At 64.4% G+C, this 23,424-nt stretch carries 19 protein-coding genes; 2 read left to right on the top strand and 17 right to left on the bottom strand.

Translation table 11 applies throughout. The annotated features are described in order from the left end of the window. Positions 1-336 precede the first annotated feature (336 nt). Positions 337-1,314, top strand: coding sequence for a 2,3,4,5-tetrahydropyridine-2,6-dicarboxylate N-succinyltransferase (gene dapD, locus MHZ91_RS27535; protein WP_239216520.1), 978 nt, complete (start codon positions 337-339; stop codon positions 1,312-1,314). Between the two features lie 75 nt (positions 1,315-1,389). Here dapD and MHZ91_RS27530 read toward each other — a convergent pair whose 3' ends face one another. The 17 genes from MHZ91_RS27530 to MHZ91_RS27450 form a co-directional block, all read right to left on the bottom strand. Beyond that, entirely contained in the window at positions 1,390-1,926 is a 537-nt protein-coding gene (locus MHZ91_RS27530; RefSeq protein WP_239216518.1) for a hypothetical protein, read from the bottom strand. Positions 1,927-2,132: 206 nt separating this feature from the next. Then, positions 2,133-2,987, bottom strand: a complete 855-nt coding sequence (locus MHZ91_RS27525) for a class II glutamine amidotransferase (RefSeq protein WP_175125103.1) — start codon at positions 2,985-2,987, stop codon at positions 2,133-2,135. A 184-nt stretch (positions 2,988-3,171) separates the two neighbouring features. Continuing rightward, positions 3,172-5,235 carry a UvrD-helicase domain-containing protein gene (locus MHZ91_RS27520; RefSeq protein WP_239216517.1) on the bottom strand — a complete coding sequence of 688 codons (2,064 nt, stop codon included), beginning with the start codon at positions 5,233-5,235 and terminating at the stop codon, positions 3,172-3,174. Positions 5,236-5,585: 350 nt separating this feature from the next. Next, positions 5,586-7,691, bottom strand: a complete 2,106-nt coding sequence (locus MHZ91_RS27515; RefSeq protein WP_218342264.1) for a primosomal protein N' — start codon at positions 7,689-7,691, stop codon at positions 5,586-5,588. 336 nt (positions 7,692-8,027) lie between these two features. Beyond that, positions 8,028-9,101 carry a uroporphyrinogen decarboxylase gene (gene hemE, locus MHZ91_RS27510; protein ID WP_239216516.1) on the bottom strand — a complete coding sequence of 358 codons (1,074 nt, stop codon included), beginning with the start codon at positions 9,099-9,101 and terminating at the stop codon, positions 8,028-8,030. Positions 9,102-9,226: 125 nt separating this feature from the next. Further along, complete coding sequence (locus MHZ91_RS27505) at positions 9,227-10,060, bottom strand: helix-turn-helix domain-containing protein (RefSeq protein WP_239216515.1); 834 nt, start codon at positions 10,058-10,060, stop codon at positions 9,227-9,229. A 250-nt stretch (positions 10,061-10,310) separates the two neighbouring features. Next, positions 10,311-10,736 carry a F0F1 ATP synthase subunit epsilon gene (locus MHZ91_RS27500; protein ID WP_056327609.1) on the bottom strand — a complete coding sequence of 142 codons (426 nt, stop codon included), beginning with the start codon at positions 10,734-10,736 and terminating at the stop codon, positions 10,311-10,313. A gap of 9 nt (positions 10,737-10,745) precedes the next feature. After that, positions 10,746-12,146: a F0F1 ATP synthase subunit beta gene (gene atpD, locus MHZ91_RS27495; protein ID WP_175125099.1), complete on the bottom strand. Its 1,401-nt coding sequence runs from the start codon at positions 12,144-12,146 to the stop codon at positions 10,746-10,748. 43 nt (positions 12,147-12,189) lie between these two features. Next, on the bottom strand, positions 12,190-13,095 hold the full coding sequence (gene atpG / locus MHZ91_RS27490; protein ID WP_105237122.1) for a F0F1 ATP synthase subunit gamma: 906 nt from the start codon (positions 13,093-13,095) through the stop codon (positions 12,190-12,192). Positions 13,096-13,193: 98 nt separating this feature from the next. Further along, a complete protein-coding gene (gene atpA, locus MHZ91_RS27485; RefSeq protein ID WP_105237121.1) occupies positions 13,194-14,735 on the bottom strand; it encodes a F0F1 ATP synthase subunit alpha in 1,542 nt (513 codons plus the stop codon). A 28-nt stretch (positions 14,736-14,763) separates the two neighbouring features. Further along, positions 14,764-15,303, bottom strand: a complete 540-nt coding sequence (locus MHZ91_RS27480) for a F0F1 ATP synthase subunit delta (protein ID WP_175139473.1) — start codon at positions 15,301-15,303, stop codon at positions 14,764-14,766. 12 nt (positions 15,304-15,315) lie between these two features. Beyond that, on the bottom strand, positions 15,316-15,786 hold the full coding sequence (locus tag MHZ91_RS27475; protein WP_008167494.1) for a F0F1 ATP synthase subunit B: 471 nt from the start codon (positions 15,784-15,786) through the stop codon (positions 15,316-15,318). A gap of 144 nt (positions 15,787-15,930) precedes the next feature. Continuing rightward, on the bottom strand, positions 15,931-16,173 hold the full coding sequence (gene atpE, locus MHZ91_RS27470; RefSeq protein WP_003815363.1) for a F0F1 ATP synthase subunit C: 243 nt from the start codon (positions 16,171-16,173) through the stop codon (positions 15,931-15,933). Between the two features lie 118 nt (positions 16,174-16,291). Beyond that, positions 16,292-17,173 carry a F0F1 ATP synthase subunit A gene (gene atpB, locus MHZ91_RS27465; protein ID WP_056564907.1) on the bottom strand — a complete coding sequence of 294 codons (882 nt, stop codon included), beginning with the start codon at positions 17,171-17,173 and terminating at the stop codon, positions 16,292-16,294. Positions 17,174-17,255: 82 nt separating this feature from the next. Next, positions 17,256-17,669, bottom strand: coding sequence for an ATP synthase subunit I (locus MHZ91_RS27460; protein ID WP_063955419.1), 414 nt, complete (start codon positions 17,667-17,669; stop codon positions 17,256-17,258). A gap of 394 nt (positions 17,670-18,063) precedes the next feature. Continuing rightward, positions 18,064-19,617, bottom strand: coding sequence for a DUF1254 domain-containing protein (locus tag MHZ91_RS27455; RefSeq protein ID WP_175125097.1), 1,554 nt, complete (start codon positions 19,615-19,617; stop codon positions 18,064-18,066). Between the two features lie 258 nt (positions 19,618-19,875). After that, positions 19,876-20,652, bottom strand: coding sequence for an enoyl-CoA hydratase (locus MHZ91_RS27450; protein ID WP_239216513.1), 777 nt, complete (start codon positions 20,650-20,652; stop codon positions 19,876-19,878). Between the two features lie 28 nt (positions 20,653-20,680). Here MHZ91_RS27450 and MHZ91_RS27445 point away from each other — a divergent pair, with 28 nt between their 5' ends. Continuing rightward, complete coding sequence (locus tag MHZ91_RS27445) at positions 20,681-22,453, top strand: M61 family metallopeptidase (protein ID WP_239216512.1); 1,773 nt, start codon at positions 20,681-20,683, stop codon at positions 22,451-22,453. The last annotated feature ends 971 nt before the right edge of the window (positions 22,454-23,424 follow it).

Genomic DNA, 23,424 nt, shown 5'->3' with positions numbered 1-23,424 from the left:
GAGCGCCGTCGATGCGCCCGAGGGAATCTGAAGGGAGCCGAAGGCGGACGAAGATGACGACGGGGCAGTCCGGAGCGAAGGCTCCGGACCGCAATCGTGGGCGATCGCCTCCCCGGTGACCACGGCGTCGGGCGACCTACGAAGACTACCGCCACGAGAGCCGGTGTCAAACACCCGAGAAAGACGATCCACGATGCGGAGCACAGTCTCAACGGGTGTCAGACACCTAGGTAAAGCCTCATACGCAGACAAAAGACGCCACCACCCAAATACCACCAACACCCAGACCCATTCGCCTAGAATGTCGCCCACCAAAATCGCCATCACCCTCCCCCCATGCAAGCCGCCCCCACCAGCGCCATCGCTTACGGCCTAGCCACGTTAGCCGCCGACGGCACCATCCTTGACACTTGGTATCCGCGTCCCTCGCTCGCCGACAACGCCCCTCCCACCGGGACTCGTCATCTGACGCCTGAAGAAGCGCGCGCCGCGCTTGGCGAGCACGTGGCCACGGCGCTCGTCCGGGACACGCGCCGCAAGGTCGATATCGTTGCCGTGCGCACCGCCATTTCCTCGCTCGACGAGCCGCCCGCTGATGCTCACGACGCCTATCTGCGTCTGCATCTGCTCAGTCATCGGCTCATCCGGCCGCATGACGCCAATCTGGATGGGTTGTTTGGCGTGCTCGCCAACGTCGCGTGGACCTCGGTGGGGCCTTGTGCGGTGGATCAGGTTGACGCGCTGCGCTGGCATCTGCGCGCCACCGGGCAGGTTCTGGAAATTCGCGGCGTGGACAAGATTCCGCGCATGACCGATTACGTCGTGGCCAGTGGCGTGCGTATCGCGGACACGGCGCGTGTGCGGCTGGGCGCGCATCTGTCGCCGGGCACCACCGTGCTGCATGAAGGGTTCTGCAATTTCAACGCCGGCACGCTCGGCGCGTCCATGGTGGAAGGCCGCATCAGTGCGGGCGTGATCGTGGACGATGGCACCGATATTGGCGGCGGCGCGTCGATCATGGGGACCATGTCGGGTGGCGGCAAGCAGGTGGTGTCCATCGGCAAGCGTTGCCTGCTTGGCGCCAATTCGGGCATCGGCATTTCGCTGGGCGACGATTGCGTGGTCGAGGCCGGTTGCTACGTCACCGCCGGCACACGGGTGCTGACGCCGGAGGGCGCGGTGGTCAAGGCGGTGTCGCTGGCCGGTCAGCACGGGCTGCTGTTCCGCCGCAACTCGCAGACCGGCGCGGTGGAAGCGCTGGTGCGGACCGCGGCGTGGGGCACGTTGAATCCCGCGCTGCATTCGGGGCACTGAATGGAATATGGCCGCTGCGAGCGGCCATATCAATCATGCGGCGTGCGCTCGGTTACCCGAGCCGGCGCCTTGGCGTCAGGCGTATTCCGCCGTTTGCCCCAGCTGGTTGTACACCAGGTTGACGAAGAGGTCGGAACTCAGGATGCGCGCCACGCGGCATGAGAAGACCGTCTTGCCGCTGTCGTCCTGCAGGGTGACCGTTTCGGTCCAGTCGTTCAGATCGATGGGCTGCAGCGACTCGTAGGGCCACGTGACGCCGTCGATGTGCAGGCCTTGTGCGGACAAGGACACTTCGCGCGTTTCAAGGTTGGGGAAGGTGCCGCCGGTGATATAGCGGAACGTGACGCGCGCGCCCTGCTCCGTCAGCGATTCCAGAACCGGCAGCCGGCGCGCCACGTAGTGCGAGCGGAAGGCGTCCATGAACGCGGGGAATTCGTCGATGCCGGTGGCGACTGTCCAGGCGCCTTGCGCGGCGCTGCGGTACGCCAGGCGGTCGGCGGATCCTGCTGGCGAGTCCGGCTGGCCGGTGTAGAGGCAGAGATCCTGGATGTCCGCGAATGCGGTGTAGATGCGGGCGCCGCCTTCCTGGCTGACGACTCCGTTTTTGTGCAATTCAAAGCAATCCGGGGCGCTCCCCGTGCGGGTAAACACCGCGAATGCGTCTATGGCCTGCGGGGTTTCTCTATCTGTCATGCAACTTCCTGAATGGATTGGGGTGCTATCGCGGCCCAGGACGTCGCAATGTCTTGCGAGCCGTATTCTCCCCCATATGCGGAATACGTGCTTGATGACCCCAATTCCCGCACGTTGAACGGAAATCACTCGCCCGGCGGAATCGGCGCAAAACGCATGTGCTGCACGTCGCCGCGTCCGGCGATGATCGCGGTGGATTCGGGCACTTCTTCCCAGACACCGGCCATGTCCGACAGCGGCTCTGACAGCAGCAGGAAGGCATCGTCGTCCATGGCGGCGATCTGCGCGTTGTCCGGGTAGAGTTCGCGCAGGTGGCGCACGCAGGTGTTGTGAAACAGCGTGCGCGAGTCGCCTTCGCTGGAATAACGCACCGCGATCAGGCGCTCGCCGTCCAGCGCGCATACGGTCATGTTGATGGGATGCGCCACGCCGTGGCGCCGGCCGGTTTCCTCGACCGCGCCCACCATGCGGGCGATTGCGGGGATCGGGTCTTCGTCCAGGCCGAACGTAAGGGCCAGAAGAAACATCACCTCGGAATCCGTGGAGCCTTCCAGCGATCCGAAATACGCGGGCGCAATCATCAACATCAGATCACGGCGCAGCAGCGGGTAGTCGCGGATGAGGCCGTTGTGCACGAACAGCCATTGACCGTGCCGAAAAGGGTGGCAGTTGGTTTCTTGCGCGGGGGTATCGGTGGCGGCGCGGATGTGCGCGACGAAGTGCGGTGCGTGGATGGCGCGGGCGGCCTCGCGCAGATTGCGGTCGTTCCAGGCCGGATGCACGCTGCGATAGCGGAACGGCGGTTCGATGGGGCGGCCTTCGATGGGGCGGCTGTACCAGCCCAGCCCGAAACCGTCGCCATTCGTGGTGGTGGCGCCCAGGCGGGAATGCAGGCTTTGTTCGATGAGCGAGTGCTTGGCCTTGAACAGCACGCTCTCCATCTGCAGGGGACTACCGGTGTAAGCCAGCCAACGGCACATGATGCGCTCCTTCGATCCGGACAGGCCAGTGTAGGAGCGGGGCGCGCGTTTCTTCAAGTCTTGGCTTACGCCCCCCGTCTTCGCCTGCAATGCCGTCGCGTGTTGCGCCGGGTTTGTAGCGCCCCTGTGTGTGGAGGCCTGTGTATCGCGCCCCTGTGTGTCGCGCCCCTGGTCCGCCCCGCCCCTATTTGTTCAGCAGCGCCTTCAGCATGGCCATGCGCTCCTTGGGGCTCATGGCGGCCGTCGCGTCGTCCTCCTGAATGCGCACGTCGCCCAGGCCCATTTCCTCGATGAAGCGCGACGGCTCGCGCACCAGGTCTTCGCGCGCGCGGCGGCGGCGCTTGCACCAGCTCAGGTGCAGGCTGCGCTGCGCGCGCGTGATGCCCACGTACATCAGGCGCCGTTCTTCCTGAATGCGGGTGGCCAGGTTTTCGGCGGCGCGCGCAGGATCGCCGACTTCGTCGTCCTTGCCCAGATGCGGCAGCAGGCCTTCTTCCACGCCGGCCAGGTACACGTGCGGGTATTCGAGGCCCTTGGAGGCGTGCAGCGTGGACATCTTGACGGCGTCGGGCGCTTCTTCCTCGCCGCGCTCCAGCATGGTGACCAGCGCCACGTGCTGCACCAGATCGAAGAGCGACATGTTGTCTTCCTCGGCCTTGCGCTTGAGCCAGCCTGTCAGCTCCAGGACGTTCTGCCAGCGCGTCTGCGCCGGGCGTTCTTCGAAGAGTTCGAAGAGGTGCCGCTCGTACTGGATGGCTTCGAGCAGGTCGTCGAGGATGGCGCCGGCGGGCTCCGCGGGCGCCGCGTCCTTGCCCGAGGCCGCGCCGCGGCCGGCGCGCCACTGCATGCGGCGGATGAATTCCGCGAAGGTGCGCAGCTGGTCAATCTGGCGCGGCGCCAGCACGCTTTCGAGGCCGGTCTCGGCCACGGCGGCCAGCAGCGACAGTTCGCGGCTGGCGGCGTACTGGCCCAGCGCCTGCAAGGTGGCCTGGCCGATGCCGCGTTTGGGCGTCGTGGCCGCGCGGATGAAGGCGGGGTCGTCATCGTCGTTGGCCAGCACACGCAGGTAGGCCAGAATGTCGCGCACTTCCGCCTTGTCGAAGAAGCTTTGCCCGCCGGAGATCGTGTACGGAATCTTCAAATTGCGCAGCGCCTGCTCCAGGATGCGCGACTGATGATTGCTGCGGTAAAGGATGGCGAAATCCTTCCACTGCGCCTGGCGTTCGAAGCGCGCGGCGGACACCTTCATGGCGATGGATTCGGCCTCCTGCTCCTCGCCGTCCATGGCCGAGACCTGGATCGGCTCGCCCACGCCCAGCTCGGACCACAGTTTCTTTTCGAAGAGTTTGGGGTTCTTTTCGATGACCTGGTTGGCGGCTGCCAGGATGCGCTGCACCGAACGGTAGTTCTGCTCCAGCTTGATGAGCTTGATGTTCGGGTAGTCGGTGGTCAGCTTGGCCAGGTTCTCGATGGTGGCGCCGCGCCAGGCGTAGATGGCCTGGTCATCGTCGCCCACGGCGGTGAACATGGCGCGCGGGCCGGTCAACAACTGCACCAGACGGTACTGGCACACGTTGGTGTCCTGGTATTCGTCCACCAGCAGGTAACGCACGCGGTTCTGCCAGCGGGTGCGCACTTCTTCGTTGCTGGCCAGGAGTTGTGCGGGAATGCGGATGAGGTCGTCGAAGTCCACCGCCTGATAGGCGGCCAGCGTGGCGGCGTAGCTGCGATAGACGTTGGCGGCTTCGACGTCGCCCGGGGTGATGGCTTCGCGCGCGGCGTCGTCCGGCTCCAGCAGCGCATTCTTCCATAGCGAGATGATGCCCTGCACGTGGCGCAGGCGGGCCTTGTCGGTGGTCGCCAGCAGTTCCTGGATGATGCCCATGGCGTCGTCGGCGTCCAGGATGGAGAACGTGGGTTTCAGGCCCGCGTTGCGCGCTTCTTCGCGCAGCATCTTCACTCCCAGCGAGTGGAAGGTGCTGATGATCAGGCCCTTGGACAGCTTGCGGTCGACCAGCGTCTTCACGCGCTCGTCCATTTCGCGGGCGGCCTTGTTGGTGAAGGTCAGCGCGACGACATTGCGGCCCATGTAGCCGCATTCGCGCAGCAGGTACGCGATCTTCTGCGTGATGACGCGCGTCTTGCCGCTGCCGGCGCCCGCCAGGACGAGGCAAGGGCCGTCCAGGTAGAGCGTCGCCTCCCGCTGCGCGGGATTCATGCCGTGGCCAATCGGTTCGCTTGCGGACATTGGAGATTCAGATCGTCATGCGTCGCGGCGGCCATGCCAACGCAGCCGGCAAGCAAGAGGCCTGCCGCTGCCCGTCAATGGGCCGGAAAAACGCGAGAAAAAGGGGACGGGCGCAGCCGCCGCAGCGGGTCTGCCGCGCCGGTGCGATAGAGGAAGACGATCATAGAACAATCGGGTCGAAGGCGCATCGGCGGGCTGCCGCAGAGGCGCCCCACGTGGCCGCAGGCATGCAACACCGGCGCATCGTCGCAGCGGCGAACGGTACACGGGGAGTCCTGCGATGCGCGACAGCCAGCCAGCGGCGCGGGGCCGCGGCGCCCCGTCGCACGAGCGGGCCGCCCTATCGCTTATCAGATTTCCAGCGGATCGACTTCCAGTTGCCAGCGTACGCGCGCCTCGTTCGCCAGATAAGGCAGATGATGCGACCACGATGCGAGAAACGCCTGCAGCGCCGGCCGGCTGCTGCTTTCGGCCAGCAGCTGCGCGCGCTCGATGTTGGCCACGCGCACGACGCGCAGCGGCACGGGGTCGTACAGCATGATCGCGTCCATGCCGGGAAAATCGGCCGCCCATTCGCCCTCGGGCAGCACGCGGGCCTGCTCAAGGAACGCTTGCGCCACCTTGAGCTCGCGCGCCTCGGCGGTCAGCAACGCCTGATAGACGTAAGGGGGCAAGCCGGTGCTTTCGCGCTCGTGCAGCGCGTGGCGTGCAAATCCGGCGTAGTCGTGGCGCAGCAAGGCCTGGTACACGGGCTGCTCGGGATAGCCGGTCTGGATCAGCACTTCGCCGTTGCCCTGATGGCGGCCCGCGCGGCCGGCCACCTGCATCAGCTGCGCGAACAGGCGTTCGGGCGCGCGGAAATCGTGGGCGAACAGCATGGAGTCCGCATTCAGCACGCCGACCAGCCCCAACCGCGCAAAGTCGTGCCCCTTGGCCACCATCTGCGTGCCGACCAGAATGTCGACCTCGCCGGCGTGGACGGACGCGAACAGCGCTTCGGCGCTGCCCTTCTTGCGCGTGCTGTCGGCGTCGATGCGCAGGATGCGCGCCTCGGGAAAGAGTTCGGCCAGGTGTTCCTCGACGCGTTGCGTGCCCCGGCCCATGGGCGCCAGATCCTGGTCGCCGCATTCGGGGCAGGCGCGCGGCACGGGGGCCTGATAGCCGCAGTGGTGGCACTGCAGGCGATGGCCGCGAAAGTCCGTGCGATGCAGCACGGTAAAGGCCGTGCAGCGCGGGCAATTGCTGACCCACGCGCAGGACTGGCAATGCAGTACCGGCGAATAACCGCGCCGGTTCAGGAAGATCAGCACCTGTTCCTTGCGCTCCAGCCGCTGGCCGATGGCCTCGAGCAGCTGCGGCGACAGCCCTTGCTTCATCTGCAGGCGGCGCGTATCCACCAGGCGGATCTTGGGCAGCTCGCTGGACCGCGCGCGGCCGGGCAACGTCAGGCGCAGGTAACGGCCACGCTCGGCGTGCTGCCAGGTTTCCAGCGACGGTGTGGCGGACCCCAGCACGACCGGAATGTTCAGATCGTGGGCGCGCCACACGGCAAGGTCGCGCGCCGAATAGCGCAGTCCGTCCTGCTGCTTGTAGGACGTATCGTGTTCTTCGTCGACCACGATAAGGCCCAGCTCGGTCAGCGGGGCGAAGATCGACATGCGCGTGCCCAGCAGCATGCGGGCCTGGCCGCGCTGGGCGCGGGTCCACGCCTGCAGCCGCTCGCCGTCGGACAGCCCGCTGTGCATCACCGCCAGCCCCTCGGGTCCGACCAGCGTTTCCAGACGCGCCCGCAGCGCGGCTTCGAGTTGAGGGGTCAGATTGATTTCCGGGACCAGCAGCAGCACCTGCCGCCCCGCCGCCAGGACTTTCTCGGCGGCACGCAGGTAGACCTCGGTCTTGCCGCTGCCCGTCACGCCGTGCAGCAGCACCGGTTTGAAGCCGCCCAGCGCGCCGATGGCCTGCACCGCCGCCTCCTGGGCCTCGTTCAGCGCCGGCGGTTGGTCGGGCGTGGCCGGCGCGCGCGCGGTCTTGCGCTTGCGCGCATCCATGCGCGCCACGGGCCCTTCTCCGGACCGCTTGCCCTGGTAGGACGTTGGCTTGCGCAGCGGCGGCGGCAGCGTGGGCAGCATCACCTCGCCCAACGGCCGTTGATAGTAGTCCGCCGCAAAGCGCGCCATGCGCAACCACGCTTCGTCAAAAGGTGGCAGATCGTCCAGCACCGCCTCGATCGGACGGATCTGTTTGGGCTCGAAAGACGGCTCTGCGGGGTTGTCGACGACCACCCCAATCATCTTGCGCCGGCCGAACGGAACGATCACCCGCAGGCCGGCCGGAATCGGCGCGTCGCTGCGGTAATCGAACGGGCCGGGCAGCGGCACGTCCAGCGCGACGCGCACCCAGCACACCGCTGCGGTGTCGGGATTGGCTTGCGCGTCAGGCATGGAGTCGGGGGACATTCATCTAATGAAATAGGACTAGCCGAAAGTATGAGGACCGCTCGGCGCCACGTTGGAGGATTCTCGCTCGCCGCCGCGCCATTGATCCACCGGCGCCTGTGGATAACTTTGGGGAAAAGGCGAGAGCAACATCAGAAATTGGAATATGGCAAGAATGCACAAACTATTGCATCCCTGTTGATAAGCGACATTTTCCGATATAAAACAGGCACTTGAAGCCGGTTTCCAGATTGTAAGCCAGCTTGGGGAGGGTTTTCCCCGACCCCGGATTTAATGTGCACAAGTCGCCCGGGCGGCCCATCTGCTTCGGCCCTTGGGGCCGAAGCGTTCACTTACTTACGCGTGGAAGGCGCGGCTGTACTGGTGGACTTCATCGACCAATTCAGCTACAGCTTCTGGCGGAGTGAAGCGCGAAATGCCATGTCCCAGATTGAACACATGGCCGCCCTTGCCCACCGGGCCAAACGCGTCCAGCACGCGGCGCGCTTCCGCGCGAATGGCGCTGCCACCGCCAAAAAGCGCCATCGGATCCAGATTGCCCTGGAACGCGACCGAGTCGCCGGTGCGGCGCCGCGCCACCGCCAGATCCACAGTCCAGTCCAGGCCCACTGCGTCGCTGCCACAGGCCGCAATGTCTTCAATCCACTGGCCGCCGCCCTTGGTGAAGACGATGACCGGCACGCGCCGCCCTTCGTGCTCGCGGGTCAAACCGGCGACGACCTTCTTCGTGTAGGCCAGCGAGAACTGCTGGAACAGGCCGTCGGCCAGCACCCCGCCCCAGCTGTCGAACAGCATGACGGCCTGCGCGCCGGCGGCGATCTGGCCGTTCAGGTATTGCAGCGTGGCTTCGGCGTTGATCTCGAGGATGCGGTGAAGCAGATCGGGACGCGAATACAGCAGGGTCTTGATAAGACGGTAGTCGTCGCTGCCCTTGCCTTCGACCATGTAACAGGCGATGGTCCACGGGCTGCCGGCAAAGCCGATCAGCGGCACCTTGCCGTCAAGATCACGCCGGATCGTGCTGACCGCGTCGAACACGTACCGCAGCTTGTCCATGTCGGGCACCGCCAGGCGCGCGACGTCTTCTTCGGTGCGGATGGGATGCGCAAAGCGCGGGCCTTCGCCTTCAGCGAAGTCCAGCCCGAGGCCCATCGCGTGGGGCACGGTCAGGATGTCCGAAAACAGGATGGCCGCGTCCAGGTCGTAGCGCTCCAGCGGCTGCAGCGTGACTTCCGAGGCATAGTCCGGATTCTGCGCCAACCCCATGAACGAGCCTGCACGCGCACGCGTCTCGCGGTACTCGGGCAGATAGCGACCCGCCTGGCGCATGAGCCAGATGGGGGTGTAGGGCACGGGTTCGCGCATCAGGGCGCGCAAGAACACATCGTTCTTCAAACGGGGAGCAGACACGGCTAACCTCGATGATCGGAAGCCGTGAGTTTACTTCCCTTGGCTGACAAGGCGGGCCGCGCCCGCGTCGACGGGGTTGAGCGGGCGCAATGGGCGGCGGCTGCGGGCGTGCCGCCTGGTTAGCGTCAACCCAAGTCGTGCATCCGCGCCGCGGCCAGCGCCGCCTGACGGTAAGGCGCGGCTTCGATGCCGTGCTTGCGCATCAGCGCCCAGAACGCGCGGCGGTGCTTGGCGCAAGCACGTGCGGCCTGTGCGACGTTGCCGCCGTGGCGCGACAGCGCGTGACGGATGTATTCGCGCTCGAAGCCGTTCACCACCTGCGCCTTCGCCGCCCGGAATGTTTCTGGCACGCCGCGCCGGTATTGGTGCCGCAAGCTGCTCAAGGCGTGCTCGACGATGTCGGCCGGCACCTTGGGACGCGCGGATCCCGCGCGCGATGCGTGGGGCGGATATGCCGCGTGCTCGGCGCTCTGCGCCTCTGCATGCTCGCCCAGATAGTTGACGGGATGCTCATGGACGCTACCCGTCACGCCGGCGCGGCGCACGGCGCCGCGGCGAGCCAGGCGAACCAGCCGCACCCGCAGGCTCTCGACGCACACCGGCTGCGAGATGAAGTCCGCCGCGCCCAGGCTGAGCAAGTCCAGAATGGCGGGCGCCTTGACGTCGTGGATGAGCAGCAGAACGGGCGTCGTGAGCGCGCCGCGCGCCTGCTGCAAGGCCATGCGGGCCCAGGCGAGCGAAGACGGCGCCACGGGAAGAATGCACGCGTCATAGCGCCGCAGCGACAACGCCTGCTGTGCAAGGGAGTCCGGCGGCGCCTCGGCGAGCGCCGGCGAAGCCAGGGACACCGGATGCAGCCGCACACGCGTCACCTTGGCCTGATGGCCGGCGATCCAGGCGCCCATCGTCGATTCATGACCGGGCGCCAGCAGCACCCCGCAATCCAGCACGTCTCGCATGCCTTCCTCGTTTGCATCGCAAAAACTGAAGGCTACTGTTGCAGACCCCGTGCCGACTATTCGTAGTGAACGCATTGCGGCAGGCCGCTACTGGGCGTAGCGCCGTGGGGCGGCGCAGGTTGGCGCGGGCTCGGCAAAATATCGGACGCATTCAGGTGTCAGACACCCTGCAATAAGCAGGAATGAAAAAAAGCGGCCCGAGGGCCGCTTTTTTTGTACGCCGGGACAAGCCCGGAAACCGCATTGCCGCTTAGTGCGAGCGGCCGCCTTGGCGCAGCTTGCGCGCCGCGATGGCTTGCGCAGCCAGCATGGCGAGCTCGGCTTCGACGACAGCGATGTCAGCCTTGTCCTTGGCGTTGGCCAGGGCCAGTTCGGCCTTCTGGCGCGCTTCCAGGGCGCGGGCTTCGTCGAGGTCGGCGGCACGGATAGCCGTGTCGGCCAGGACCGTCACGCTGCCCGGCTGAACTTCCAGGATACCCCCGGCGACGAAGATGTTTTCCTCGCCTTGGTCGGCACGAACGATCTTGACCGTTCCGGGGCGTATGCGCGAGATCAGCGGGGTGTGGCCGGGCAGAATGCCCAGTTCACCCGACTCGCCAGGCAGAACCACGAACTTCGCCTCGCCGGTGAAGATCGCTTCCTCTGCGCTGACCACATCCACATGCAGGGTAGCCATATCGGTTCCTTATTGCAGTTTCTTGGCCTTCTCGAAGGCCTCGTCGATCGAACCGACCATGTAGAACGCCTGTTCCGGCAGGGAGTCGCACTCGCCGTTGACGATCATCTTGAAACCACGGATGGTTTCGGCCAGCGGAACGTACTTGCCGGGCGAACCGGTGAACACTTCAGCAACGTGGAACGGCTGCGACAGGAAGCGCTGGATCTTACGCGCGCGGGCCACGGCCTGCTTGTCTTCCGGCGACAGTTCGTCCATGCCCAGAATCGCGATGATGTCGCGCAGTTCCTTGTAGCGCTGCAGCGTCTGCTGCACGCCACGGGCAACCGAGTAGTGCTCTTCGCCGACGACTTGCGGGTCGAGCTGGCGGCTGGAGGAATCGAGCGGATCGACGGCCGGGTAGATACCCAGGGCGGCGATGTCACGCGACAGCACGACGGTGGAGTCCAAATGCTGGAAGGTCGTGGCAGGCGACGGGTCGGTCAAGTCGTCCGCAGGGACGTACACGGCCTGGATCGAGGTGATCGAGCCGGTCTTGGTCGACGTGATGCGCTCTTGCAGCTTGCCCATTTCTTCGGCCAGCGTGGGCTGATAACCCACGGCGGACGGCATACGGCCCAGCAGTGCGGACACTTCCGTACCGGCCAGGGTGTAGCGGTAGATGTTGTCCACGAAGAACAGGATGTCGCGGCCTTCGTCACGGAACTTCTCGGCCATCGTCAGGCCGGTCAGCGCGACGCGCAGACGGTTGCCGGGGGGTTCGTTCATCTGACCGAACACCATGGCGACCTTGTCCAGAACGTTCGACTCTTCCATTTCGTGGTAGAAGTCGTTGCCTTCACGGGTACGCTCACCCACGCCGGCAAACACCGACAAACCGCTGTGCTGCTTGGCGATGTTGTTGATGAGTTCCATCATGTTCACGGTCTTGCCCACGCCGGCGCCGCCGAACAGGCCGACCTTGCCGCCCTTGGCGAACGGGCACACCAGGTCAATAACCTTGATGCCGGTTTCCAGCAGTTCCACCGACGGCGACAGTTCGTCGAAACGGGGAGCGGCTTGGTGAATACCACGCTTTTCTTCGTGCTGGATCGGGCCGGCTTCGTCGATGGGACGACCCAGCACGTCCATGATGCGGCCCAGCGTGCCGGTGCCGACGGGCACCGAGATCGGGGCGCCCGTGCCGGTGACCTTCATGCCGCGGCGCAGACCGTCGCTGGAGCCCAGCGCAATGGTACGCACCACGCCGTCGCCCAGCTGTTGCTGCACTTCCAGCGTCAGACCCTTTTCGGCGAACGAGGAACCCTCGTCGGCCAGAGTAAGCGCTTCATAGATCTTGGGCATTTGATCGCGGGGGAACTGAATATCCACCACGGCGCCGATGCACTGAACGATGGTTCCGTTGCTCATGTCGATTCCTTGCTTGATAGCTTTTGACGGGATGCTGCCTGCCTCAAACGGCGGCAGCGCCCCCTACGATTTCCGAAATTTCTTTGGTGATCGCGGCCTGACGGGTCTTGTTGTAGACCAGTTGCAGATCGCCGATGACCTTCTTGGCGTTGTCCGACGCCGCCTTCATGGCGACCATCCGGGCCGACTGCTCCGAAGCCATGTTCTCGGCCACGGCTTGGTACAGCAGGCCTTCAACGTAACGCTGCAGCAGGTCGTCGATCACGCTACGGGCGTCGGGTTCGTAGATGTAATCCCAGCTGTATTCCGACTTCACTTCCGAGGTCTTGGCCAGGCTATCGGCGCCCGTCTGGTACGGATCTTCCAAACCGCTGGCCAACGGCAGCAGACGCAGGAACAGGGGCTCTTGCTTCATCGTGTTGACGAAGCGGGTCGAGGCCACGTACAGCGCGTCGATGCGGCCTTCCAGGTAGGCGTCCAGCTGCACCTTGATCGCGCCCAGCAGGCGGTCGAGTTGCGGCTTGTCGCCCAGTTGCACTTCCTGGGAAACCAGTTTGGCGCCGATACGGGTCAGCACACCCACGCCCTTGTTGCCGAAAGCGGTCGCCTGCACGGCGATGCCGGCTTTCTCGAACTCTTTCAGCTTGCCCAACGTCACACGCGTGATGTTGGTGTTCAAGCCGCCGCACAAACCCTTGTCGGTCGTCACCATGACCACGCCGACCGCCTTGATTTCGCGTTCGACCAGGTACGGGTGGCTGTACTCGGGATTGGCCTGCATCAGGTGCGCAGCAATCTCGCGCACCTTGGTGGCGTACGGACGGCCTGCACGCATCCGCTCCTGCGCCTTGCGCATCTTGGATGCGGCGACCATTTCCATCGCCTTGGTGATCTTGCGCGTGTTTTGCACGCTCTTGATCTTGGTTCGGATTTCCTTAATTCCGGGCATTGCGCTTTCCTGTGAAGACTGGCCGATGGGTTCCGCTCGCGCCTCAACCATCCGGGAAGGATGGGTGAGGCGCCTGGGACGCCTAACCCATCACTTTCTTAAAAAGCACCGTGCTTCTTGAATTCCTGAACGGCGGCGGCCAGTTCGGCCTCGTCGTCCTTGGACAGTTCCTTGGTGTCTTCGATGCGCTGGATCAGAGCAGCGTGCTTGCTCTTGAGCTGATCCTTCAGCGACTTCTCGAACGACAGCACTTGGGCCACGTCCACGTCATCCAGGTAGCCGTTGTTGACCGTGTACAGCGTGACGGCCAGTTCCCACACTTGCAGCGGCTGGTATTGCGGCTGCTTGAGCAGTTCAACGACGCGCTTGCCGCGCTCGAGCTGGCGACGGGTGGCGTCGTCCAGATCGGAGGCGAACTGCGCGAAGGCGGCCAGTTCACGATACTGCGCCAAGTCGGTACGGATACCGCCGGACAGCTTCTTGACGACCTTGGTCTGGGCAGCGCCACCGACGCGCGACACCGAGATACCGGCGTTGATTGCGGGGCGGACACCGGCGTTGAACAGGTCGGTTTCCAGGAAGATCTGGCCGTCGGTGATAGAGATCACGTTGGTCGGAACGAAGGCCGACACGTCGCCTGCCTGGGTTTCGATGATCGGCAGCGCGGTCAGCGAACCGGTCTTGCCCTTGACGGCGCCTTCGGTGAACTTCTCGACGTACTCTTCGTTGACGCGAGCAGCACGCTCCAGCAGGCGCGAGTGCAGGTAGAACACGTCGCCCGGGTAGGCTTCGCGGCCCGGCGGACGGCGCAGCAGCAGCGAGACCTGGCGGTAGGCCCAGGCTTGCTTGGTCAGATCGTCATAAACGATCAGGGCGTCTTCGCCACGATCGCGGAAGTATTCGCCCATCGTGCAGCCGGCGTAAGCGGCCAGGTACTGCATGGCGGCGGAGTCGGAAGCCGACGCGGCCACGACGATGGTGTATTCCATCGCGCCGTGCTCTTCGAGCTTGCGGACCACGTTGTTGATCGTCGAAGCCTTCTGGCCGATAGCGACGTACACGCAGGTGACGCCCTTGCCCTTCTGGCTGATGATCGTGTCGACGGCCACGGCGGTCTTGCCGGTCTGGCGGTCGCCAATGATCAGTTCGCGCTGGCCACGGCCGATGGGAACCATCGAGTCGATAGCCTTGACGCCGGTTTGCAGCGGCTGCGACACCGAGCGCCGGGCGATAACGCCAGGCGCCACTTTTTCGATGATGTCGGTTTCTTTGGCGTTGACCGGGCCCTTGCCATCAATGGGCTCGCCCAGCGTGTTGACCACGCGGCCTTTCAGTTCCGGACCGACCGGAACTTCCAGAATGCGGCCGGTCGTCTTGACCTGGTCGCCTTCGGAAACGCCGGTGTAGTCGCCCAGAATAACGGCGCCGACGGAATCACGCTCGAGGTTGAGCGCCAGACCGAAAACGTTGTTGGGGAATTCGAGCATTTCGCCCTGCATCACGTCGGACAAGCCGTGGATGCGGGTAATACCGTCGGTCACGGACACGACGGTGCCCTGAGTACGGACATCAGCCGAAGCGCCCAGGCCCTCGATGCGGCTCTTGAGCAGTTCGCTGATCTCGGAGGGATTGAGTTGCATATTGACTCCTGGAATCCTGTTAGTAGCCTTAAGCGGCGAGCTGATCGCGCATGCGGACCAATTGGGCTTGTACGGAAGTATCGAGCACCTGGTCGCCGACGGCCACGCGCACGCCGCCGATCAACGACGGGTCGACGGTAACGCTGGGCTTGAGCTTGAGGCCGAATTTTTGTTCAAGCGCGCCGACCAGATCCTTGACCTGGGCATCGCTGAGCTCGAACGCGCTGGTGATTTCCGCCTGCGCCGTGCCTTCGTGACGATTCCGCAGCGCGACGAATTGCGAGGCGATCTCGGGCAGCAGCAGCAGCCGGTCGTTTTCGACCAGCAGCTCGATGAAATTACGGGCGGCCTGCGGAAAATCGGCCTTGATCAGGCCGGTAAACAGTTCGACGCGCTGCTTGTCACCCAGACGCGGGTCGGCCATGGCCTCGCGCACGTCGGGGTTGGAGGCGACCTGAGCCATTACGCTGACCAGGTCGGCCCACGCCGGCAAACCGGCCTTGTCGTCGCGCGCTGCGCTGAAGAGCGCTTCAGCGTAGGGCCGGGCAACAGTGGAAAGTTCAGCCATGACGGTCCCGGATTAGAGCTGCGCGCGGAGCTGGTTCAGCAGCTCGGCGTGTGCGCGGGCGTCAACCTCGCGCTTGAGGATCTGTTCAGCACCCTTGACGGCCAGCGCGGCGACGTCGTCGCGCAACGCTTCACGGGCGCGCTGGACTTCCTGCGCGGCATCCTGGGCAGCCTGCGCCACGATGCGGGCACGTTCGGCTTCCGCTTCGCGGCGGGCCTGTTCGATCAGGGAGGCGGCTTGCTTCTCGGCCTCAATGATGCGTGCGTGGTTTTCGGACTTGGCAGAAGCCTCGATCAGACTGACGCGCGCCTGGGCTTGAGCCAAGTCGGCTTTGCCCTTCTCGGCGGCGGCCAGGCCGTCGGCGATTTTTTGGCGGCGCTCGTCCATCGCCTTCGTCAGGGGAGGCCACACGAATTTCATCGTGAACCAGCCCAGAACGAAGAACACGAGCATCTGGAAAATGATCGTCGCGTTCAGATTCACGGTCGTTCCTTTAACACCTTGCGGCTCCGACCGCACCCGGAAAGGGGCGTCGCGGAGCACTCGATACTTTGCTGATCGGCGATGGAGCCGTTGCTCTCATCGCCGACAGCGTCATGACCCACCTATTTGCCGGCGGGCGGTGCCTTAGCCGACGAACGGGTTGGCGAAGGCGAACAGCATGGCGATACCCACACCGATCAGGAATGCCGCGTCGATCAGGCCAGCCAGCAGGAACATCTTCGTTTGCAGAGCGTTCATCAGTTCAGGCTGACGAGCCGAAGCTTCCAGATACTTGCCGCCCATCAGTGCGATGCCGATGCAAGCGCCGATAGCGCCCAGACCGATGATAAGACCGCAAGCGAGGGCAACGAAAGCGACGTTGGTCATGACAACTCCTTGGTTAGAAATCTGAAGTCAAAAATTGAAAAATAAGAGGTACAGCTCAATGCAAGATAATCTTGCTATCCGATGCCGGCCGGGTGGCCGACACCGGAAATTCGGGGGATCAGTGGCCTTCGTGAGCCTGGCCGAGGTACACCAGCGTCAGCATCATGAAGATGAAGGCCTGGAGCAGAACGATCAGGATGTGGAAGATTGCCCAGATCGAGCCGGCCAGGATGTGGCCGATGCCCAAGCCGATGCTGGCGCCGTTGAAGCCGGTCCAGGCGCCGCCCAGAAGGGCGATCAGCATGAAGATCAGTTCGCCGGCGAACATGTTGCCGAACAACCGCATGCCCAGCGACACGGACTTGGCGGCGTATTCGATCAGGTTCAGCAGCAGGTTGAACGGAGCCAGCACGATGGCGCCCAGGCCATGCGCATGGAACGGCGCGGTGAACAGTTCTTTGACGAAGCCGCCCGGCTGCTTGATCTTGATGCCGTAGTAGAACATCAGGAGCAGCACGCCCAGCGACATGCCCATCGGCACGTTCAGGTCGGCGGTCGGCAGAATGCGGTGGTAATAGAGGGGATCGCCGTGCTCAGCACCCAGGCCGGTCAGGCGCCAGATGGAGGGCAGCAGGTCGACGGGCAGCAGGTCCAGCGCGTTCATCAGGATGATCCAGAGGAACACGGTCAGGGCCAGCGGGGCGATGAAAAGACGGCTCTTGGCGTTGTGGACAATGCCCTTGGCCTGGTCGTCGACCATGTCGACGATCATTTCCACAAAGGCCTGGAAGCGGGAAGGAACGCCGCTGGTGGCGCGGCGCGCGGCGCGCCACAGGAAGAAAATGACGATCAGGCCCATCAGGCCGGACCAGAACAACGAGTCGTAATTGATGATGTCGAACTGAGCAATAGCGCTCTGTTTCTCACCCGTATTGTTCAGATGCACCAAGTGATGCTGAATATACGCGGATTGAGGCGACACGTCGCTGGCAGCAGCCATTTGAACCTATCCTATTTGCTGTATGCCCGGTCCTTGCGAACCGGACGATTCCACGATTTCGTTTGCCGCAACTTACTCGGCGCTAAGACAGCCTGCGGAACATCAGAAGCAGGAGATAGCCTTTCAATGTGAGTATCAGACCGAGCAACGCGGCAGGCCACACAAGCCAGTCATGCGTCACACGCGAAAGCAGCCACAACAGCAATGCCGTTGCGAACAACTTGATCAACTCACCAGAGAGAAAGGTAAAGGGACTGGCCTTACCGGCCCGAACGCTGACAGCCAGGCGCAATGCGAACAACGCATTGGGTATGAAATACGCTCCTGCCCCCGCCAGCGCCGACCAACCTGCCGCCGCCCCTCCGACAACCCCCGCTATTACTGCTGCTGCGAGCCCCATGGCGCCTTGCGCCGCCAATGCCAACAAGAGCCCACGGCTAGCTTGTGCATTCAGCGCCGCGCGATCCGCGTCACTGAGTACCAGAACTTCCACCACATCCGGATCGATCGAATCCTGATCCAGGCTGGGCCTCAGACCGGGTTTCTTCCCCTGCCCTTGCTGCATGGAGCTCTGCTGCATCAAACTTCCCCGCTTAACTTGGCCCTGAGGGAATCGACGCGCTTTTTTAGGCGCATGTTTCTTATCCCGCAAGCGTCAAACCCGCAGAGTATAGCTTGGTTTTTTGCACCCTAGCAAATGAACTTTCGGCCGTTTGTAAGGCGGCAACAACGCCCGCTTGCGGCAGAAAAATTGGGGACGAGCGAGCGGCCCGCCGAGGCGTGTCCGCAAGCGCGTGCTCCACATGAAAAGGCGCGCGGCCCCTTGCAGGAAACCGCGCGCCCGATGGGCTTAACAGATACGCGTCTGCCTGACGCGCCCTTGCCGGACCTTAGTCTTCCTTGACCGGCGGCGGAGCCCACTGCCCATCCAGGGCGCTGTTCTGCGGCGCGTACAGGCGCATGCTGAGCACGAACGGACCATCAGCGGCCGGCGTGCTGACCCAGTTGGCGCGCTTGGACTCGCCCGGGTCACGGCGCTGGACGTAGATGTCGAGCGAGCCGTCGGCGTTGTACTTCAGGCCGTCGGTGCTGCGGATCACGTAGCGGTTGGCCGGATTTTCGGCAAAGCCGTACTTGCTGTTGTAGACATGCAGCGACCAGAGCTGCGCCGGGGGCAGTTGACCCTTGTCGAAGTGCAGCACGTAGTCTTCGTTCGAGTCCAGCGGACGGCCCTTCGAATCAGACACGGTGACCGGATACAGCACGTCTTCCGGCGTCGGCGCGCCCAGCCCGGCGTAGGCGATGGCGGCGCGGCGCGTGTAGTCGGTGCCGTAGGTGCCGATGCCCGTCAGCACGGTGTTCCAGCCGTTGATCGGCGTGGCCAGGCGCGAGACGTTGTCGGCGATACGGCGGCCCGCCAGCGGTTGCGCATCCGTCAGGGCCTGCTGCACGGCCGGGCTCAGACGGCCATACGAGAAGGGCTGACGGTCATCCAGGCCGATGCGGCGCATGCGGTCCAGCATGGGCGTGTCGTTGGCATGCGGCGGGTTGTTGCGCAGCGCGTCGAAGAACACGGCAAAGAACGAGGCGGCATCCATGCCCGCGACCTGCTCGGCCGGGGTGCCATCGGGCACGGTGGTCGCCGGGGCCGGCATGGGCAACGTGCTGCCGATCGGCGCGGTGCCGACACTGGAGCCGGTCTGCGGGAAGGCGTTGCCGGCATTGCGGCCGCGGGGCGTGGTGGCCGGGGTCACGGGCACCAGCAGCGGACGCGCCGTCATGCCGGACTGGATCTGATTGACCGCGGCGTAGTCCTGCGGACCGCCGGCCTGCGTCCAGCCGATCAGCCAGCCGGTCGAGGTCGGGGCGCGGATCACGTCGACGCCCGCCGGCACGGTGCCGTTCCAGTGCGGACCGACGATGGCGAAGGACTGGGCGCCATGGCCGTTGGTGCGCGTGCCGCGCGAGGCGAAGACGTCGCTCCACATGTCCAGCGCGGACAGCACGGTGTAGCGGCCACCGGTGTCAGGCAGGCTGATGATGAGCGGGGCGCGCGAGACGTCGAACCACAGGCTGGAATACAGCGCGTCGGCGCTGGGCCACGGCGCGTCGGTGGCGCGCGGGTCGGGGAACGCGGCCTTGTGGCCGAACTGGTTCATCGGCGCCTTGCCGTCCAGCGGGCTTTGCACGGCCGTGGCCTGGCGGCGGGCCAGTTCCATCAGCACCATGGGATACGCATAGACGTAGGCGTCGATGGCGGTGTCGCGCAACTCGGCCTCGCTCATCTGAGGAGCGGCGGCCTGGCCGGCCTGATAAGGCGTCTCGGAGACCAGCCGCAGCGTGGACTGCGGCGATTGAGCCTGGGCAACATTGAGAAAGCAGACGCTGAGCGCGCCGGCGAGCGCAGCCGTGGACAGCCGGCGGGTAGCGGTAGGTATACGCATGCAAGGCTCCTTCTTGATTTTGTTTGCAATCGAGCCGCCGCGCGGGACTTGCCAGTGTGGGGGGCAAGCCGCTCTGGCGCGGCACCTCGGGATGACGCTCAATCAGGATAGGGCCGAAGTCTGCAACAAGGTGCTAGCCAGAAGTTTCAAGGCGAAACCTGGGGATTGCCCGTAGATGACCATGAAAACGCGCGCCGTCATAGGGCGCGCGGGGCAAAGAAGGGCCTGCTGTGGATGCAGGCCCGGACGTAACAAGGATTAACGGTGTTTGAAGTCGGGTTTGCGCTTTTCGGTGAACGCGGCCATGCCTTCCTTCTGGTCTTCCGTGGCAAAGAGCGAGTGGAAGACGCGGCGTTCGAACAGCAGACCTTCGTTGAGCGAACCCTCGAATGCGCGGTTGACGCATTCCTTGGCCATCATGACGGAGGGCAGCGACATGGAGGCGATGACGGTGGCGGCGTCGAGGGCTTCTTCGAGCAGCTTGTCGGCGGCGACGACGCGCGAGACGAGACCGGCGCGTTCGGCTTCTTCGGCGCCCATCATCCGGGCGGTCAGCGCGAGGTCCATGGCCTTGGCCTTGCCGACGGCGCGCGGCAGGCGTTGCGTGCCGCCGGCGCCGGGGATGACGCCGAGCTTGATTTCGGGCTGGCCGAACTTGGCGGTGTCGGCGGCGATGATGATGTCGCACATCATGGCGAGTTCGCAGCCGCCGCCGAGCGCATAGCCGCCGACCGCGGCGATGACGGGCTTGCGGATGCGCTTGAGGGTTTCCCAGTTGCGGGTGATGTATTCGCTGCCGTAGACGTCCATGTAGGTCCAGTCTTTCATGGCGCCGATGTCAGCGCCGGCGGCAAAGGCCTTTTCGCTGCCGGTGATGACGACGCAGCCGATTTCGGGATCGGCCTCGAACGCGAGCAGCGCGGCGCCGAGTTCATCCATGAGCTGATCGTTCAGCGCGTTGAGCGCCTTGGGACGATTCAGCGTCAGCAGGCCGACTCGGCCCCGGGTTTCGACCAGTACAAACGACTCGCTCATGAATGTCTCCGGTAATAAGATATGAGCCATGAAAAAAATTGATGACGTACCGCCCATACTTTACCGCCTTGCGCCGCACGATCCCGCCGGCCACCGCTACCGGATAACCCTTACGATCGCATCGCCCTCGCCCGCGGGCCAGCGCCTGTCGCTGCCGGCATGGATTCCGGGCAGCTACCTGATTCGCGATTTCTCGCGGCAGATCGAGTCGCTGACCGCCTATTCGGGAACGCGGCGGGTGAATGTCGACAAAACAGACAACCACACATGGCAGGCAGCGCCTTGCGAGGGGCCGCTGCGGATTGAATACACGGTGTATGCGTGGGATCTGTCGGTGCGCGGCGCGCATCTGGACGAGACGCACGGGTTCTTCAACGGTACGAGCGTGTTCCTGCGCGTGCAGGGCCAGGACCATGAACCCTGCCTGATGGACCTGGCGCCGCCGCGAGGCATCGACGGCTGGAAGGTGTACACGAGCCTGCCAGAGGCCGCAGGCCACAAGGGCGCGGCACGGCGGCACGGCTTCGGGCTGTATCTGGCGCCGGACTATGACGCGCTGATTGATCACCCGGTCGAAATGGGCACGCCGCAGGTGTCGCGATTTGTGGCGCACGGCGCGGAGCACGAGCTGGTGTTTACGGGCGTGGCGCCGAATCTGGATCTGGCGCGGATTACGGAAGACGTGAAGAAGATCTGCGAGACGCAGATCGCGTTTTTCGAACCGCGCACGAAGCGGGCGCCGTTCCTGGACAGCGCGGACCGCTATGTGTTCATGACGATGGTGACGGGCGACGGCTACGGGGGTCTGGAGCATCGCGCAAGCACGGCACTGATGACGGCGCGCAAGGACCTGCCTGTGCTGGGCCAGCAAGGCCAGGGCGACGGCTACCGGGGATTTCTTGGGCTGGTGAGCCACGAGTATTTCCATACGTGGAACGTAAAGCGCATCAAGCCGGATGTGTTCGCGCCTTACGATCTTTCGCAGCCGGATCTGACGCGGTTGTTGTGGGTGTTTGAGGGCTTTACGTCTTACTACGACGATCTGCTGCTGTTGCGCTCGGGCGCGATCACGCGTGCGGATTACTTGCGTCTGCTGGGCAAGACGATCACGAGCGTGGCGCGCACGCCGGGGCGGCATAAGCAGTCGGTTGCCGAAAGCTCTTTCGATGCTTGGACGCGGTATTACAAGCAGGACGAGAATTCGCCGAACGCGTTGGTGAGCTATTACACGAAGGGCGCGTTGGTGGCGCTGGGGTTGGACCTGCTGATCCGGGACGAATCCTCTGGCGCGCGTTCGCTGGATGATGTGATGCGGTTGTTGTGGGATCGCTATGGGCGGGATTTCTATCGGGGCAAGCCGCAAGGGTTGCCGGAGGATGGATTGCCCGCGCTGATCGAGGAAGCGACGGGCGTGGATACGCGGCGGTTCATCGCTCGGCATGCTTACGGGACGGCGGATGTGCCGTTGGCTGACTTGCTTGAAACGCAGGGTGTAAAGCTGCAGTGGAAGGCGTCGGCCAATATCCCGTCATTGGACGTGCGGACGCGCAAGCAAGGTGAGTCACTGACGCTGGCGACCGTGCTTGAAGGCGGGGCTGGACATAAGGGTGGGTTGTCTGCCGGGGATGTGTTGGTGGCGATCGATGGGCTGCGGGTGGATGCGCCGGCGGGGTTGGAGTTGCTGTTGGCGCAGTACCGGGCTGGGGATCGGGTGAATGTGCATGTGTTTCGGCGGGATGAACTGAGGGAGTTTCGGGTGCGGTTGAGTGGGCCTGAGGCTTCGGAGTGTGTATTGGTTTGAGGCGTTTGGGATGGTCCCGTGGCTTCCCCTAGGCTTGGGTTCTTAAGACGTCCGGCACGGTGGCGGCCCGGGGCGCGCGGGGCCACGATTGCGGTCCGGAGCCTTCGCTCCGGACTGCCCCGTCGTCATCGTCGTTGTCGCCTCCGGCGACTGCCTTCCGATTCCCTCGGGCTTATCGACGCCCCGCGCGCCCCGGGCCGCCACCGCACCGGACTCTGGCAATTCAAGTCTTCAAGCCGTTGGGGCGGTCGGCGTGCTTGGCATTTTTGTGTAGAACTCTTCGGGTCAGAAGCACCTTGCGGTGCCCGTCTCCGTTCGGCCGCGCGGGCGGCCTCCGGCGACTTACTCAGCGTCTTGCGGCGTAGCGATGACGCTTCGCGTGTGGCTGCCTTTGGTCTTGGTGCCTTTCACCCGCAGATTCGTAGGACCGATTCCGGTGTCTGACACTCACAAATTCGTAAGACCGAATCAGGTGTCTGACAGCCTGGTGAGATTCGCTTCATACCAAGTGCGTCTCCCAAGGGTGTCAGACTCCAGCAGCGGCAGACGCTCTCGTCAAGTTCAAGCGGAGTCGCCATTAATCGTCAATTGAACTCCAGTGCCCGATGGGCGGAGCGAACTGGTCGCCAAGTTGTGGCTGGCCGTCGCCGCGCCGCCCATCACCGCCCCTCCCCCCGTGACGGCGGCCCATTAGCAAGCCAATCGTCACCAGCGCGCAAGCGACCACCGCCACGACGCCCCACCGGCCCAATGCCGGGTTGCCGCCGTCCGGGCGGCAGCAACCCGGCGGCCCCGCAGATCCCCTTCCCTGACCACAGGTCTTACAGCGCCCCAAACCAAAGACCCTCGTAGCACGGCGTCGTGGTCACCGGGGAGGCGAGCGCCGTCGATGCGCCCGAGGGAATCTGAAGCTCAATAGTCGTCCTGCACGACACCCGTGACGAAGAAACTGTCTTCGTGGCCGCACTGTG

Source organism: Achromobacter sp. ACRQX (assembly GCF_022346505.1).
GTDB lineage: Bacteria > Pseudomonadota > Gammaproteobacteria > Burkholderiales > Burkholderiaceae_B > Achromobacter > Achromobacter animicus.
This window is presented reverse-complemented; position numbering and strand designations above follow the sequence as displayed.

What these genes read in the sequence shown, in the direction of transcription:
- dapD (WP_239216520.1), top strand. Translation starts at nt 337, where the DNA reads ATGCAAGCCGCCCCCACCAGCGCCATCGCTTACGGCCTAGCCACGTTA.
- MHZ91_RS27525 (WP_175125103.1), bottom strand. Translation starts at nt 2,987, where the DNA reads ATGTGCCGTTGGCTGGCTTACACCGGTAGTCCCCTGCAGATGGAGAGC.
- MHZ91_RS27520 (WP_239216517.1), bottom strand. Translation starts at nt 5,235, where the DNA reads ATGTCCGCAAGCGAACCGATTGGCCACGGCATGAATCCCGCGCAGCGG.
- MHZ91_RS27515 (WP_218342264.1), bottom strand. Translation starts at nt 7,691, where the DNA reads ATGTCCCCCGACTCCATGCCTGACGCGCAAGCCAATCCCGACACCGCA.
- MHZ91_RS27505 (WP_239216515.1), bottom strand. Translation starts at nt 10,060, where the DNA reads ATGCGAGACGTGCTGGATTGCGGGGTGCTGCTGGCGCCCGGTCATGAA.
- MHZ91_RS27500 (WP_056327609.1), bottom strand. Translation starts at nt 10,736, where the DNA reads ATGGCTACCCTGCATGTGGATGTGGTCAGCGCAGAGGAAGCGATCTTC.
- atpD (WP_175125099.1), bottom strand. Translation starts at nt 12,146, where the DNA reads ATGAGCAACGGAACCATCGTTCAGTGCATCGGCGCCGTGGTGGATATT.
- atpG (WP_105237122.1), bottom strand. Translation starts at nt 13,095, where the DNA reads ATGCCCGGAATTAAGGAAATCCGAACCAAGATCAAGAGCGTGCAAAAC.
- atpA (WP_105237121.1), bottom strand. Translation starts at nt 14,735, where the DNA reads ATGCAACTCAATCCCTCCGAGATCAGCGAACTGCTCAAGAGCCGCATC.
- MHZ91_RS27480 (WP_175139473.1), bottom strand. Translation starts at nt 15,303, where the DNA reads ATGGCTGAACTTTCCACTGTTGCCCGGCCCTACGCTGAAGCGCTCTTC.
- atpE (WP_003815363.1), bottom strand. Translation starts at nt 16,173, where the DNA reads ATGACCAACGTCGCTTTCGTTGCCCTCGCTTGCGGTCTTATCATCGGT.
- atpB (WP_056564907.1), bottom strand. Translation starts at nt 17,173, where the DNA reads ATGGCTGCTGCCAGCGACGTGTCGCCTCAATCCGCGTATATTCAGCAT.
- MHZ91_RS27455 (WP_175125097.1), bottom strand. Translation starts at nt 19,617, where the DNA reads ATGCGTATACCTACCGCTACCCGCCGGCTGTCCACGGCTGCGCTCGCC.
- MHZ91_RS27450 (WP_239216513.1), bottom strand. Translation starts at nt 20,652, where the DNA reads ATGAGCGAGTCGTTTGTACTGGTCGAAACCCGGGGCCGAGTCGGCCTG.
- MHZ91_RS27445 (WP_239216512.1), top strand. Translation starts at nt 20,681, where the DNA reads ATGAAAAAAATTGATGACGTACCGCCCATACTTTACCGCCTTGCGCCG.